This window comes from Rhodococcus sp. MT28 (assembly GCF_058792695.1).
In genome coordinates this window covers 12,087-25,976 of record NZ_JBXAFD010000003.1, presented here as the reverse complement: position 1 = coordinate 25,976, position 13,890 = coordinate 12,087, and the positions used below count along the sequence as shown (strand labels likewise).

Below are 13,890 nucleotides of genomic sequence, written 5' to 3'. Positions count from 1 at the left end.
GCCAAACCGGTCAGCGTTCGACGAACCCTGTCAGGTCGCCCCTTGCGGTGTCCCAGCTGTCGACCACGAGATCCACCGAGCCTGGGGTAGTACCCGAGCGCAGCAGCTCCACCAATCGCTCGAGCTGCGTGCGTTCGCCCTCCGCCACGACGAGCACTCGACCGTCACGCTGATTGGACGCATATCCGATCAATCCGAGTTCGAGTGCGCGGGCCCTGGTCCACCACCGGAACCCGACGCCTTGAACGTATCCGTGAACCCACGCCGTCAACCGCACAGGCGCTGCTTCAGCCATGACGCTCAGCCCGCCACACGTTCGAGACGGTGAACGTCACCCAGGAATCCGGTGGTGTAGAGCGCGTTGGGATCCCAGCCCGGTCCGGCGCCGAACTTGACCGCAGATGTGAACGGCAGACCCGAGGCGATCTCACACGAAGATCCCGAATCCGGATCGACGCGAACAACTTTGCCGCCTGCATTGAATGCGACGTACAACGCGCCGTCCGGTCCGACGGTCAGATCGTCCGCCATGTTTGCCGGACCGAACCCGGGGAGCGTGATCGTTCGCACCGGCCCGCCCAGATCGTTTGCGTCGAGGATGTGGACGGCGGTGACCATGTCGAAGGTCGTGCTCACGTAGATCGTCGAACCGGAGCGTGCGAGGCCGTCGACGGTGCCGAGGTCTTCACGAACGATCGAACTGCTTCCGTCACTGTTGACCACCGTGAGCCCCGGCCTGGCGAGTGTGCGGGCAGTGAGGAAACGGTTATCGTCCAGCTGCACAAGCCCGTTCGGCATCACCAGACCGTCGGCGATCGTTGTCACCGACCCGTCTGCGACGTCGACCTTGCGGAGGCTGCCGTCGGCGATTCCGAACAGTCCCGAGACAGTCGAGTTGCCCGTGGTGAAGTACACGGATCCCTCACGCGCGACCAGACCGCCAGGTCCGGTGACGTCACCGACCAAAGTTGTCCGTGTTCCGTCCGGCGCCACTTTCAGCAGTGCACCCGGCCCGATCAGAGCCGACTGCGACAACACCATCGATCCGCTGCCGTCGAATTCGAGATTCTCGAGCATTCCGGCACCATTCGTCACGACGCTCGACGTCCATGTGCCGCAACCACCGTCCGAGCCGTCGGCCGGGACCGAGGCCTGCGCCGGAGCACTCAGCGCCACAACGGAACCCAGTGCGATCGCAGCGACAACGCTGCCGGCGCGGAACATCAGGCTTCCGTGTCGAACGACAGAGTGACCTTGGTTCCGGCCTTGAGCGTGCGCCCGACCGTGCATACCTTGTCCACGGAACGCTCGACGAGAGTGATGAGGCGCTGCTGTGCCTCGGCATCCAACTCGCTGAGATCGAGCTCGAGGACCTCGTCGAGCTGCGGGTAGACTTCGTTTTCACGATCGGCGGCTCCGGACACTCGGACCGTCGCGTCGTAGTTGTCACCGAGCCGGCGCGAGATCGGGAAGTCGGAGCTCATCCCCGTGCATGCGGCCAGTGCAATTTTGAGAAGTTCGCCGGGCGTGAAGACTCCTGGCACCGATTCGGAGCCGATGAGGACCTCTGCGCCGCGCGAACTCTTGCCGGTGTAGAGGCGGGTTCCGGTTCGTTCGACCCAAAGCTCCGTGTGAGCCGGGGCGGTTGCAGTGGTGTCGGGAGTCTGTTCAGCCATGACGCAATCTTGCCACTCCGCCGAACCGAAGGGGCGGGAGACCTAGGCGATTCGCCGTGCCCTCGGGGTCGGCTGGCACCGCGGGCAACTGAACGACGATCGATTCATGAACTTCTCACGCTTGATCGGCGCGCCGCATCGCGGGCACGGGAGGTTTTCCTGCCCGTACGCCGACAGCGACCGGTCGAAGTAGCCCGATTCCCCGTTGACGTTCACGTACAGCGCGTCGAAGGACGTACCGCCCTGATCGAGCGCTTCACCCATCACCGAGTGTGCCGCGGTCAACAGTTCTCGAAGTTTGGGCCTGGTAAGCGTTTCGGCGATTCGGTTGCCGTGAATCTTGGCGCGCCACAATGATTCGTCGGCGTAGATGTTTCCGATTCCGGAGACCACCGTCTGGTCGAGAATCGCGCGCTTGATCTCGGTGTGCTTGCCCCGCAGGACTTTCACGACGGATTCGAGATCGAACGCCGCATCCATGGGATCGCGGGCGATGTGCGCCACCGACTCGGGCAGCATCGTTCCGTCGACCTCGACGAGGGGTGAAATCGACCAGCCACCGAAGGTCCGCTGATCGACGAATCGAAGATCGGCCCCGGAATCGAGGGCCAACCGAATGCGTAGGTGCTTTTCCCAGTCGACTGTCGGGGGTTGGACCAGCATCTGTCCGCTCATCCCGAGATGAACCACCAGTCCGACACCGGCAGGCTCGAGAACCAGCCACAGGTACTTGCCGCGACGCTCTGCCGAAGCGATGGTCTGCCCGGTGAGTTGGCCGATCAAGTCCTCGGAACCGAGAATGTGGCGCCTGATCGCGCGGGGATGGAGTACCTCGACGGCCTCGATCGCCGCACCTACAGCATGAGACTGTAGGCCGCGGCGAACGACTTCGACTTCGGGAAGCTCAGGCAAGAGTGAACTCAGCCGGCAAGATCAGGCGTGTCGTCAGCAGCGACTGCGGTAGCAGCGGCATTCTCCGACATCGTCTTCCATGCCGAACTTGCTGCCTTCTGCTCGGCTTCCTTCTTGGAACGACCGACACCGACACCCAAGGGTTTGCCACTGATGAGAACGGTGGCCGTGAATTCCTTGTCGTGATCGGGTCCTGTGGCGGTGATCTCGTAAACGGGAACTCCGGCACCGTGTTCTGCGGTCAGTTCCTGCAGACTCGTCTTCCAATCCAGACCCGCGCCCAGAAGCGGTGCGCGAGTGAGTAGATCGTCGAACAGATCGAGGACGACGCGTCGCGCAGTCTCGATGCCGTGCTGCAGGTGGATGGCGCCGAGAATCGACTCCATACCGTCGGCGAGAATGGACGGCTTGTCACGGCCGCCCGTCATTTCCTCGCCCTTACCCAGCAGCAGGTGTGCTCCGAGTCCACCTTCACCCAGAGTCCTGGCAACCTCGGCGAGTGCATGCATGTTGACCACGCTGGCACGGATCTTCGCCAGATCACCTTCGGATTTGTCCGGGTGGGACAGGTAGAGATTTTCGGTCACCGTGACGCCGAGAACGGAATCCCCGAGGAACTCGAGGCGCTCGTTCGTGGGCAGTCCGCCGTTCTCGTACGCGTACGAGCGGTGCGTGAGAGCCAGGGTCAGAAGACCGGGCTCTATATCTACGCCGACAGCGGCGAGGAGCTTGTCGTGATTGCCCTCGCCGCCGGCGGCTGAAACTGTATTTTCGCTCGTCATAGTCTTTCTCCGGGGAGAACTAGACAGCAGCGGTTACCTGGCGGCCCTTGTAAGTACCGCATGACGGGCATGCGATGTGGGGAAGGGTCTGCTCGCCACAGCCACGGTTGGGGCAGGTAACGAGGGTGGGCACAGTGGTCTTCCACTGGCTACGACGCGACCGCGTGTTGGATCGCGACATTTTGCGCTTGGGGACAGCCACTTCTACTTCTCCTCGGCTTCGGTGATCACAAGATTTTCGCTGGTGTTTGATTCCACGCCAAATTTGGCCGCGAGACCAGCCCAGCGAGGATCAAGTATGTCATGCCCATGCCCAGATTCCGCAATCGCCAGGCGAATGCCACATTCTGAGCACAATCCCAGGCAATCGTCACTGCACAGAGGCTGGAGCGGAAGCGCCAGCCCGACTGCATCGACGATGACCGGTTCGAGGTCGATTTCGTCGTCTTCGACCGCGTAGACCTCTCCCTCTTCCGTCGTCTCCTCGGTGGTGCTGTCCGGGTAAGCGAACAACTCCGTGAGATAGATGTCCACGGTGTCGGTGAAAGGTTCAAGGCACCGCGAGCATTCACCCTTGGTGGGTGCGTGCACGTTTCCGGTGACGAGAACGCCTTCGGACACTGCTTCGAGACGAAGATCGAGATCTATGTCCGCGCCCGCTTCGATCGCGATCAGATCGAGACCGATACGGTTCGGGGACTGAATTGTTCTCTCGACGGTACGCATCGACCCTGGACGACGACCGAGCTTGACCGTGTCCAGCAAAAATCCCGCATCACTTGACTGATGCGACGAACTACGACGATGCGTTGACAAAGAGAACTCACCTAACTGTTGAAACTGGTACGGGCAACCACTCCACAATACGGCAGCTACAAGGCAAATCCCAATTCGATCCACGAAAAAGTGGGCCGCCCCATATCGGACGACCCACCCTCGACTGACTTGTCTGCTCTATCGGCGCCGCTCGGAACGACGATCGTCGTCCTGGTAATCGGGAACTCCCGAACCCGTTCGAAGCTGTTGACGACCACGCCCGACCGACCGAACGGTCCCGGTGAGGAACTCTTCGAACTCGGCCAACTTGGTGTCCACGTACAGGTCACACTCCGAACGCATCCTGTCGGACTCGGCATGAGCGGCGTCGATCACTCGCGCGGATTCCGCGTGAGCGGACTGGACAACCTCGGTCTGCGACACCAGACGAGCCTGCTCCGCCGTTCCCTCCGCCACCGAATGTTCGTACGAGGCCTGGCCGGACTCGATCATCCGATCGGCCTCGGCACGCGCCCGTCCGGTGACGGCCTCGTACTCACGACGGCCGTCGGTGACGGTCCGTTCCGCTTCTGCTTCGGCGTCCTCGACCAACTGATCGGCGTGCGCACGCGCTTCGGCAACCATGCGATCGGCCTGAGCCTTGGCATCGGACAGAATCCGGTCGGCGTCGTCGCGTGCGTTCTCCACAGTCGAGGTTGCCTCGGCATTGGCGCTGCTGACCGTCTTCTCGGCGTTTGCTCGCGCGTCACCGACCAATTTGTCGCGATGATCGAGGACGTCCTGAGCGTCGTCCAGCTCGCTCGGAATTGCGTCCCGGACGTCGTCGAGTAGCTCGAGTACGTCACCGCGAGGCACAACACACCCTGCGGTCATGGGAACACCGCGCGCCTCTTCGACAATTGCGACCAGTTCGTCCAGTGCCTCGAATACGCGGTACACAAGCAACCCCAATCTCTACCGGCCGAAATCGGCCCACATCGTCACCGGTCCACTCGGACCTGTGCCCGTTCCTGTCCAAGTTTGCCGGAAGAACGGCCAACGGGGTGTCGTCGTGGTCGGTGTGTCGGGTATCAGCTGTTTTCGGTTGCTCGCTCGGCGATACGTGCGAGTAGCCGAGAATGCACTTTGGCCGGCAACATGTCGGAGACGTCGCCGCCAAAAGTCGCGACTTCCTTCACCAGAGAACTCGACAGGTAGCTGTACGTCGGATTCGTGGCGACGAACAGTGTGTCGACGCCCGTGAGCTTCTGATTCATCTGAGCCATCTGCAGCTCGTAATCGAAGTCGTTCGCGCCGCGCAGACCCTTGACGATCGCGCTGAGGCCTTCTTGTTTCGCGTAGTCGACCAACAATCCGTGCCACGACGTGACGCGAACATTGGGCAGGTGACTCGTCGCGTCTTCGAGCATCTCGATCCGCTCGTCGATCGTGAACATGCCACGCTTGCTCTTGTTGATCAGCACGGTGACCACGACCTCGTCGAATTGCGCAGCAACTCTTCCGATTACGTCGAGGTGACCGTTGGTCACAGGGTCGAAGGATCCGGGGCAGACGGCGCCAGTCATGAGTCCAGACCGTAGCAGGTGGCCAGCTCGATGCGGGCTTCACCGTAGTTCTTGGCCTTGATCGGCTCGTAGCCCTGAGGCCACACGGTCTCCGGCGAGCGCGACGATCGTTCGAGTACCACGATCGTGCCCTCCCCCACCCATTTGTTGGCCTGCAGATCGGTGAGCATGGACACGACGGCCTCGTCGGTCACCGCATACGGTGGGTCCGCGATCACGATGTCGTATTCACGCGCGCTCGGACCCGAGACCACGGCCGCAACCGGAGCGGCGCGAACCGTCGCCCCAGGCAACGCGACAGTGCCGATGTTCGCCTTGATGACGGCAGCAGCCTTGGCATCCGATTCCACGAGAACAACGTGCTCGGCTCCCCGCGAGAGCGCCTCGAGGCCGAGAGCACCCGAACCCGCAAAGAGGTCGAGAACCGCGCACCCTTCGAGATCGATGCGCGCTTCGAGAGCACTGAACAGCGCCTCACGAACCCGATCCGACGTCGGACGGGTGCCGCTCGGCGGGACTCGCAGGCGTCGACCGCCCGCGAGTCCCGAGATGATGCGTGTCACTCTGCGGCGCTCTCCCCCGTCGAGACGACTACCAGCAGGTCTCCGCCCTCGACCTGTTGGACGGCGCTGATCGCGATCCGAGAGACGACGCCGGCGCGCGGCGAGGTGATCGCCGCTTCCATCTTCATTGCTTCGATCGTGGCCACGGTGTCGCCGGCCTCGATCTTCTGGCCTTCCTTCACCGCGAGCGTCACGACGCCCGCGAACGGTGCAGCCACGTGGCCCGGGTTGTTCTTGTCGGCCTTCTCCGCCACCGGTACGTCACTGGCAATGGAGCGATCGCGGATCGAGACCGGGCGCAATTGACCGTTCAGGATGCACATGACAGTGCGGTAGCCGCGCTCGTCGGGCTCGGAGATCGCTTCGAGACCGATGATCAGCTCAACGCCGGGAGCCAACTCGACGCGGTGTTCGTCGCCGCGCCGCAAACCGTAGAAGAACTGGTTCGCCGAAAGCCGCGACGTGTCACCGTACTTCTCGCGGTGTTCGAGGAATTCCTTTGTCGGGCCGGGGAACAGCAGACGATTTAGCGTCGCCTGACGGTCCTTCGACGAGCCCTCGAGCAGCACCTCGTCCTCAGCGGACAACGTCGCTTCGGGCTTGGCCTGGCCACGTCCTTCGAGTGCCTTGCTGCGGAACGGTTCCGGCCAACCACCGGGAGGCGTACCGAGTTCACCGCGCAGGAAGCCCACCACGGAGTCGGGAATGTCGAACTTCGCCGGATCTGCGGCAAACTCCTCCGAAGGCACGCCGGCGCCGACAAGGTGGAGGGCGAGGTCGCCGACGACCTTCGACGACGGCGTCACCTTCACGAGATGCCCGAGCATGCGGTCCGCGTCGGCGTACTTGGCTTCGACCTCTTCGAACCGGTCGCCGAGACCGAGAGCAACGGCCTGGGTCCGGAGATTGGAGAGCTGGCCTCCCGGAATCTCGTGCGTGTACACGCGACCCGTCGGCGCCGGCAATCCGGATTCGAACGGCGCGTACACCTTTCGCAGCGCCTCCCAGTACGGCTCGAGGTCGCACACGTTCTGCAGGTTCAGTCCGGTGTCGAACTCGGAGTGCGCGGCAGCGGCGACGATGGCCGAGAGCGCAGGCTGGCTGGTGGTTCCGGCCAGTGCCGCGGAAGCACCGTCGACTGCGTCGGCGCCCGCCTGCCAAGCGGCGAAGTACGTCGCCAGCTGTCCACCGGGAGTGTCGTGCGTGTGAACGTGAACCGGCAGATCGAAGTTGCTGCGTAGCGCGGTCACCAGCTTGGTAGCTGCCGGAGCGCGCAGCAGGCCTGCCATGTCCTTGATCGCGAGCACGTGAGCGCCGGCATCGACGATCTCTTCGGCCAACTTCAGGTAGTAGTCGAGCGTGTACAGAGTTTCGTTCGGATCCGACAGATCACCGGTGTAGCTCAGCGCCACCTCCGCGAGGGCCGTTCCGGTCTCACGCACCGCGTCGATGGCAGGCCGCATCTGGTCGACGTTGTTGAGCGCGTCGAAGATTCGGAAGATGTCGATACCGGTGTCGGTGGCTTCCTGAACGAATGCGCGCGTGACCTTTTCGGGATACGGCGTGTAGCCCACCGTGTTTCGGCCGCGAAGAAGCATCTGAAGGCAGATGTTCGGGATCGCCTCGCGGAGTGCGGCGAGCCGGTACCACGGATCCTCGTGCAGGAAGCGAAGTCCCACATCATAGGTCGCGCCGCCCCAGGCTTCGATCGAGAGCAGTTCCGGCGTCAACCGCGCAACGTGCCCGGCTACTCCGAGCAGTCCGCTGGTCCGAACTCGCGTGGCCAACAACGACTGGTGCGCGTCACGGAAGGTGGTGTCGGTGACGCCGACGGCCTTCTGCTCACGCAGTGCCTTCGCGAAACCTTCGGGTCCGAGTTCGAGCAGGCGCTGACGGCTACCGGCAGGAGGAGGCGTCGAAAGATCGATCTTGGGCAGCTTGTCCTGCGGGTACACCGCCGAGGGCCGCTCCCCGTGCGGCTTGTTGACAGTCACATCCGCGAGGTAGGTCAGGATCTTCGTGCCGCGGTCTGCCGAAGAACGCAGAGTCAGCAGCTGAGGACGTTCCTCGATGAAGGAGGTTGTCACGCGTCCCGCCCGGAAGTCCGGGTCGTCGAGAACCGCCTGCAGGAACGGAATGTTGGTCGAGACACCACGAATGCGGAACTCGGTGACCGCGCGGCGAGCTCTCGCCACAGCGGCTTCGAGGTCGCGACCGCGACAAGTGAGTTTGACCAGCATGGAATCGAAGTACGCTCCGACCTCGGCGCCGAGTGTGGCGCCACCGTCCAAGCGGATACCGGCTCCGCCCGGGGTGCGGTACGCGGTGATACGGCCGGTGTCCGGGCGGAATCCGTTTGCCGGATCCTCGGTCGTGATGCGGCACTGCAGCGCCGCGCCGCGAAGCTTGATCGTCTCCTGTGACAGACCAAGTTCTGCAAGCGTCGAACCGGACGCGATCTTGAGCTGCGACTGGACCAGGTCCACGTCCGTCACTTCTTCGGTGACAGTGTGCTCGACCTGAATTCGCGGGTTCATCTCGATGAAGACGTGGTTGCCGCGCTTGTCGAGAAGGAACTCGACGGTGCCCGCGCACGTGTATCCGATCTCCTTCGCGAAGGCGACGGCGTCGGCACAGATCTTGGCACGCAACTCTTCCGAGAGATTGGGCGCCGGAGCGAGCTCGATCACCTTCTGGTGGCGACGTTGCAGCGAGCAGTCACGCTCGAAGAGGTGGATGACGTTGCCCTGCTCGTCGGCGAGGATCTGCACTTCGATGTGCCGGGGGTCGATGACGGCCTGCTCGAGGAAGACCGTCGAATCGCCGAAGGCCGATTCCGCTTCGCGCGCTGCGGCTTCGATCGATTCCTTGAGCTGTGAGCGCTCCGCAACACGGCGCATTCCGCGCCCACCGCCGCCTGCGACAGCCTTGACGAAGAGCGGGAAGGTCATGTCCTCGGCGGCTGCGAGCAACTCGTCGATGTCCGCTGACGGCTCCGAAGACGCGAGCACCGGGAGACCGGCGGCCTTTGCCGCTGCGATGGCCCGAGCCTTGTTTCCGGTCAACTCGAGGATCTCGGCGGACGGGCCGACGAACTTGATGCCTGCCTCGGCACACGCCGCCGACAAGTCCGGGTTCTCGGAGAGGAAGCCGTAACCGGGGTAGATGGCGTCGGCTCCGGCGCTCTTGGCGGCGGCGACGATTTCCTCGACCGAGAGATACGCGCGAACGGGGTGACCCTTCTCCCCGATCTGGTAGCTCTCGTCTGCCTTGAGACGGTGGATCGAATTCCGATCCTCGTACGGGAACACCGCGACGGTTCCGGCACCTAGTTCGTAGGCGGCGCGGAAGGCGCGGATCGCAATTTCGCCGCGGTTCGCGACGAGCACTTTGGAGAACATTCGAGAAAACTACCCCGATTTCATCTTGCGTCTACATGCGGAGTCTCATATTTCGGACTGAATCGAGAAACCAACCCGGCGGTCCTCGTGCTATTCGATTTCAGCTTGTCGTCATACCCTTCACGACTTCTCGAGGTACTCGATCCGGTCGGAGTCCAGGGCAGCGGTCACCATGGAAGCGAGGGCGGGATGACCGTCGAGCGACGGATCGGAGTCGACGATTCCCTGAGCGAACTCCCTGGCGGACTCGAGGATGTCTCCATGGGCCATGAGGGAAAGCAGCCGCAGATTCGAGGTTGTGCCCGACTGCGCCGCACCGAGGATGTCTCCTTCACGTCTGGTCGCGAGGTCGAGTTGAGCCAGTTCGAACCCGTCGTTGGTCGCTGCCACCGCCGAGAGCCGCTCGTACGCCGGTCCCCCGGGATTGCTTCCGGTGACGAGGATGCACAGTCCCTGATGTTTCCCTCGACCGACGCGGCCACGCAACTGATGGAGCTGACTGACGCCGAACCGCTCGGCGTCGACGATCACCATCACCGTCGCGTTCGGAACGTCGACACCGACTTCGACAACGGTCGTACAGACGAGGACGTCGATGTCACCGACGTTGAACGCGCTCATCACCACGTCCTTTTCGTCGGAAGGCAGTCGACCGTGCAGCAACCCGACTCGCAGATCGGCCAGCGGACCACTCGACAGCTCTTCGAAGACGTCGACCGCCGACTTGGTCTCGGGCTGCTTCTCCTCGGTGAACTGATCTTCGCCTGCACCCTGCTCGCCGTCACCGATCCGCGAGCACACGACATACGCCTGACGGCCGTCGGCGACGTCCTCACGGATTCGTTCCCATGCGCGATCGACCCACTGCGGCTTCTGCTTCGCGGGCACGACACTGCTCTTGATCGGGGTTCGCCCACGTGGAAGCTCTCGCAGGGTCGAGACCTCGAGGTCGCCGAGCACGGTCATGGCGATGGTTCGCGGAATCGGCGTTGCCGTCATCACCAGCAGATGCGGACTCAGTCCTTCACGGGCACGTGATCGCAACTGATCACGTTGCTCGACGCCGAAGCGGTGTTGCTCGTCAACGACAACCATGCCGAGGTTGAAGAACTCGACGTTGTCCTGAATGAGCGCATGGGTACCGATGACGATCCCGGCGTCGCCGGTCACGGCTTCGAGCAGCGCTGCGCGCTTCGCAGCGACTGGCAGCGAGCCGGTAAGAAGGGCAATACGGGTGGAATGTTCGGCAGAACCGAGTTCACCACCTGCAGCCAGCGAGCCCATCATCTTGCGCAGTGATCGCGCGTGCTGATTTGCCAGGACCTCGGTGGGTGCGAGCAACGCGCACTGATAACCCGCATCGACGACCTGCAGCATCGCGCGCAGAGCCACGATCGTCTTGCCTGACCCGACCTCGCCCTGAAGAAGGCGGCTCATCGGGTGTGGGCGGGCAAGGTCGGTGGAGATCTCCTCCGCGACTGCTTGCTGTCCCTCCGTCAGAGTGAACGGGAGCATCTCCTCGAACTGGTCCGCGATCCCGCCGGCGACCGGAGCGCAGGCCGGAGCCACACGCTCGGAATTGTCGTGACGACGCATCGCGAGGACCAACTGCAGAGACAGCGCCTCGTCGAAACGCAGACGATCCTGTGCTCGTTCGATGTCTTCCTTGGTATCTGGCAGGTGAACGGTGCGCAGCGCCTCGTCCAAACCGATGAATCCGTGCTCGGCCCGAGTCTCGGCGGGCAACGGCTCCTCGATCGGATCGAGTTGGTCGAGCACTTGCCGCACGCACCGCATGATGGTCCAGCTCTCGACCTCGCGGGTCGCCGGGTACAGCGGGATCAACGCGCGGTCGAAGACGGACAGATCGAGTTCGGCGCCGGGATCCTGATTTGCGCGAGCCAGGCCCGCAAGGTCACCGGCTCCCTTGATGGATGCAAGCGGAACTACCGAATCCTCTTCGCCGACACGAGGTTCCGGGAGAATCAGGTAGCTCGGATGAGTGAGAGACCACTTGCCGCGGAAGTACTTCACCGTCCCGGAGAACATCGCCCGAACGCCGGGCTTGATGACGTGCCGCACCTTCTGCGGGTTGAAGAACGTGACGTCGACGGTCTGCGAATCAGTCGCCAGCGATACTCGCAACATCTGCCCCGGACGGTTCTTCATCTTCACGACGGCGGCCGACGCCACCCGCGCGATGATGGTGATGTGCTCACCCTCGGGCGGCTCCTTCTCGGCGAGTTCCTTGCCTGCCGACGCGTACCGGTGTGGGTAGTGACGCAGCAGGTCCTCGACGGTGCGGATCTCGAATGCCTCGTCGAGCGCGTCCGCGGTCTTCTTTCCCAGCAGCCGATCGAGTGGGTCGGCGAGCGTCGCCATCAGTTCCTCCAGCACAGTGTCGCGGTAAGCACATGTGTTCGTATATCAGCAGTCACCGACAGACCAGGTTCGATCACTCCACACCCAACTGGAACAGGTCACCCGGCTGATCACCCTGATAGACGAGCACGTCGACGCCCGGGTGGTGCGCGACGACGTGCGCCTCGAGCTGCCCGGCCAGGTCGTCCGGCGCGTCTGCGCCCATGAGTAGGGTCACGAGTTCGCCGCCGGATCCGAGCGCGAGGTCGACCAGTCGCGCACTCGACTCCGCGACGTCGGGACCGATGAGCACCACCTCGTGCCCCATCAGACCGATCGCGTCACCCGGATCACATGTCCCGACGTAGGTCAGCGAACGCTCGACCGCGATCCGCAACGATCCCCAGCGCGTGGCGGCCGCCGCCTCGGACATCGTGAAGCCGTCGTCGGCGACGTTGCGCTGAGGGTCGTGAACGGCAAGTGCTGCCAGGCCCTGGACCATCGACGACGTCGACAGCAGCAGAACCTGGTGAAGCGGATCGCGTGCAGCGGCACTGACTGCGACGAGTTCCTGAGCGGTCAAAGCTCCGTTCGGAAGCACCAGAACTTCGCTGCGTTCCATCTGACGAATGCGGCCGAGCAGTTGTGCGCGTGTCACCGGCGCATCGTCGCACCGAAGAACCGTCGCACCCTCACTCTCGAACAACGCCGCCGCGCTGTCACCGGCAACGACGGCCAGTACGCCGCGCGCGCCGGCCCCGGGGAATCGCCTCTCCGCCCGTGCCACCAACTGGTCGCGTTCGTCGACGAGAAAACTGCTGATGCGAATACCGTGCACCTTCCCGGCCTCGAGGCCGGCTTCCACGGCTGCACCGGCATCGCAGCAATGCACGTGCACCGACCAGCCGCCGAAACCGTCGCTGACGATGACCGTCGAATCTCCGAGGACGGACAGCCGCGTGCGCAGCGCCGTCATGCGATCGTCGTCGGAGTCGTCGACGAGGTACATGACCTCGAAATCCTGTTCCGAGTGATCACCACATTCGATCGGGCTCTTGTGAGCCCAATCGTGATCGAATGCGCTGACGTCGACAACTGCGCTCGACCTCGGGTCCGGCGTCCCCAGATCTTCGCGAACCTGCGGCTTCCCGGTCAGCACCTCGACAAAAGCGTCGAGGATCAGAACCAGACCGAATCCCCCGGCATCGACCACCCCGGCGGACGCGAGAACGTCCAGTTGCTCCGGCGTCTTGTTCAGTGCGACCGCAGCGGCGTCGGCAGCGGCGGCAACCACGGATGCAAGATCCTCGCCGCTCGGTGTCCTGGTGTCGACGCACTCCTGCGCTGCTTCTCCCGATGCGCGCAATACCGTGACGATGGTGCCTTCCACCAGATCGGAGACAGCCCGAGAGGCCAGCGTCGTCGCCGTGGTCAGCGAGTTCGCGAAGCTACGGCCGTCGATGTGCTCACCTTGAACGCTCTCGGCGATGCCCCGGATCACCTGGGAGAGGATCACTCCGGAATTACCGCGAGCACCGGACACGGCGCCCCGAGCCAGAGCGTTGGCGACGCGGCCCGCACTGCGGACGTCGTCCTCGATCGTCTCGGCGGAATCGAGTGCAGCCCGCATCGTGAACAGCAGATTGGTGCCGGTATCCGAATCAGGGATGGGAAAGACGTTGAGGCTGTTGATCTCACCGCGACGTTTCTGGAGGCTGTCGACCGCCCGGCGGGCCCAGCGCCGCAGCAGATGTCCGTCCGCGACGGATTCCGCTTCCTCGGCGACGCGTTGCACTTCCCCCACTGACGGTTCCCCTCGACGATGGAAAGACTGACGATGAAAAAGAGATCGG

The 13,890-nt window shown here is 63.4% G+C and carries 13 protein-coding genes; all 13 read right to left on the bottom strand.

Annotated features, from left to right (window positions below):
- Positions 1-10 precede the first annotated feature (10 nt).
- On the bottom strand, positions 11-295 hold the full coding sequence (locus AC1Q6C_RS12845) for an acylphosphatase (RefSeq protein ID WP_037130369.1): 285 nt from the start codon (positions 293-295) through the stop codon (positions 11-13).
- A gap of 5 nt (positions 296-300) precedes the next feature.
- On the bottom strand, positions 301-1,224 hold the full coding sequence (locus AC1Q6C_RS12840) for an SMP-30/gluconolactonase/LRE family protein (RefSeq protein ID WP_230359758.1): 924 nt from the start codon (positions 1,222-1,224) through the stop codon (positions 301-303).
- Complete coding sequence (locus tag AC1Q6C_RS12835; RefSeq protein WP_003942740.1) at positions 1,224-1,676, bottom strand: OsmC family protein; 453 nt, start codon at positions 1,674-1,676, stop codon at positions 1,224-1,226. Before AC1Q6C_RS12835 ends, AC1Q6C_RS12840 begins: the two co-directional genes overlap by 1 nt.
- A 42-nt stretch (positions 1,677-1,718) precedes the next feature.
- Complete coding sequence (mutM, locus tag AC1Q6C_RS12830; protein ID WP_003942752.1) at positions 1,719-2,588, bottom strand: bifunctional DNA-formamidopyrimidine glycosylase/DNA-(apurinic or apyrimidinic site) lyase; 870 nt, start codon at positions 2,586-2,588, stop codon at positions 1,719-1,721.
- A gap of 8 nt (positions 2,589-2,596) precedes the next feature.
- A complete protein-coding gene (gene rnc / locus AC1Q6C_RS12825) occupies positions 2,597-3,370 on the bottom strand; it encodes a ribonuclease III (RefSeq protein WP_003942759.1) in 774 nt (257 codons plus the stop codon).
- 19 nt (positions 3,371-3,389) lie between these two features.
- Positions 3,390-3,572, bottom strand: coding sequence for a 50S ribosomal protein L32 (rpmF, locus tag AC1Q6C_RS12820; protein ID WP_007729318.1), 183 nt, complete (start codon positions 3,570-3,572; stop codon positions 3,390-3,392).
- A gap of 2 nt (positions 3,573-3,574) precedes the next feature.
- A complete protein-coding gene (locus tag AC1Q6C_RS12815; protein ID WP_007729319.1) occupies positions 3,575-4,135 on the bottom strand; it encodes a YceD family protein in 561 nt (186 codons plus the stop codon).
- A gap of 189 nt (positions 4,136-4,324) precedes the next feature.
- Entirely contained in the window at positions 4,325-5,086 is a 762-nt protein-coding gene (locus AC1Q6C_RS12810; protein WP_003942696.1) for a DivIVA domain-containing protein, read from the bottom strand.
- A gap of 131 nt (positions 5,087-5,217) precedes the next feature.
- Positions 5,218-5,712 carry a pantetheine-phosphate adenylyltransferase gene (gene coaD / locus AC1Q6C_RS12805; protein ID WP_070162241.1) on the bottom strand — a complete coding sequence of 165 codons (495 nt, stop codon included), beginning with the start codon at positions 5,710-5,712 and terminating at the stop codon, positions 5,218-5,220.
- Positions 5,709-6,275 (bottom strand): 16S rRNA (guanine(966)-N(2))-methyltransferase RsmD, encoded by a 567-nt coding sequence (rsmD, locus tag AC1Q6C_RS12800; protein WP_030535425.1) that lies wholly within the window; start codon positions 6,273-6,275, stop codon positions 5,709-5,711. The genes coaD and rsmD overlap by 4 nt, the downstream gene beginning before the upstream one ends.
- On the bottom strand, positions 6,272-9,676 hold the full coding sequence (locus tag AC1Q6C_RS12795) for a pyruvate carboxylase (protein ID WP_003942675.1): 3,405 nt from the start codon (positions 9,674-9,676) through the stop codon (positions 6,272-6,274). The genes rsmD and AC1Q6C_RS12795 overlap by 4 nt, the downstream gene beginning before the upstream one ends.
- Before the next feature lie 120 nt (positions 9,677-9,796).
- Positions 9,797-12,058 (bottom strand): ATP-dependent DNA helicase RecG, encoded by a 2,262-nt coding sequence (gene recG, locus AC1Q6C_RS12790; RefSeq protein ID WP_003942757.1) that lies wholly within the window; start codon positions 12,056-12,058, stop codon positions 9,797-9,799.
- A gap of 73 nt (positions 12,059-12,131) precedes the next feature.
- On the bottom strand, positions 12,132-13,841 hold the full coding sequence (locus AC1Q6C_RS12785) for a DAK2 domain-containing protein (protein ID WP_003942755.1): 1,710 nt from the start codon (positions 13,839-13,841) through the stop codon (positions 12,132-12,134).
- Positions 13,842-13,890: the final 49 nt, after the last annotated feature.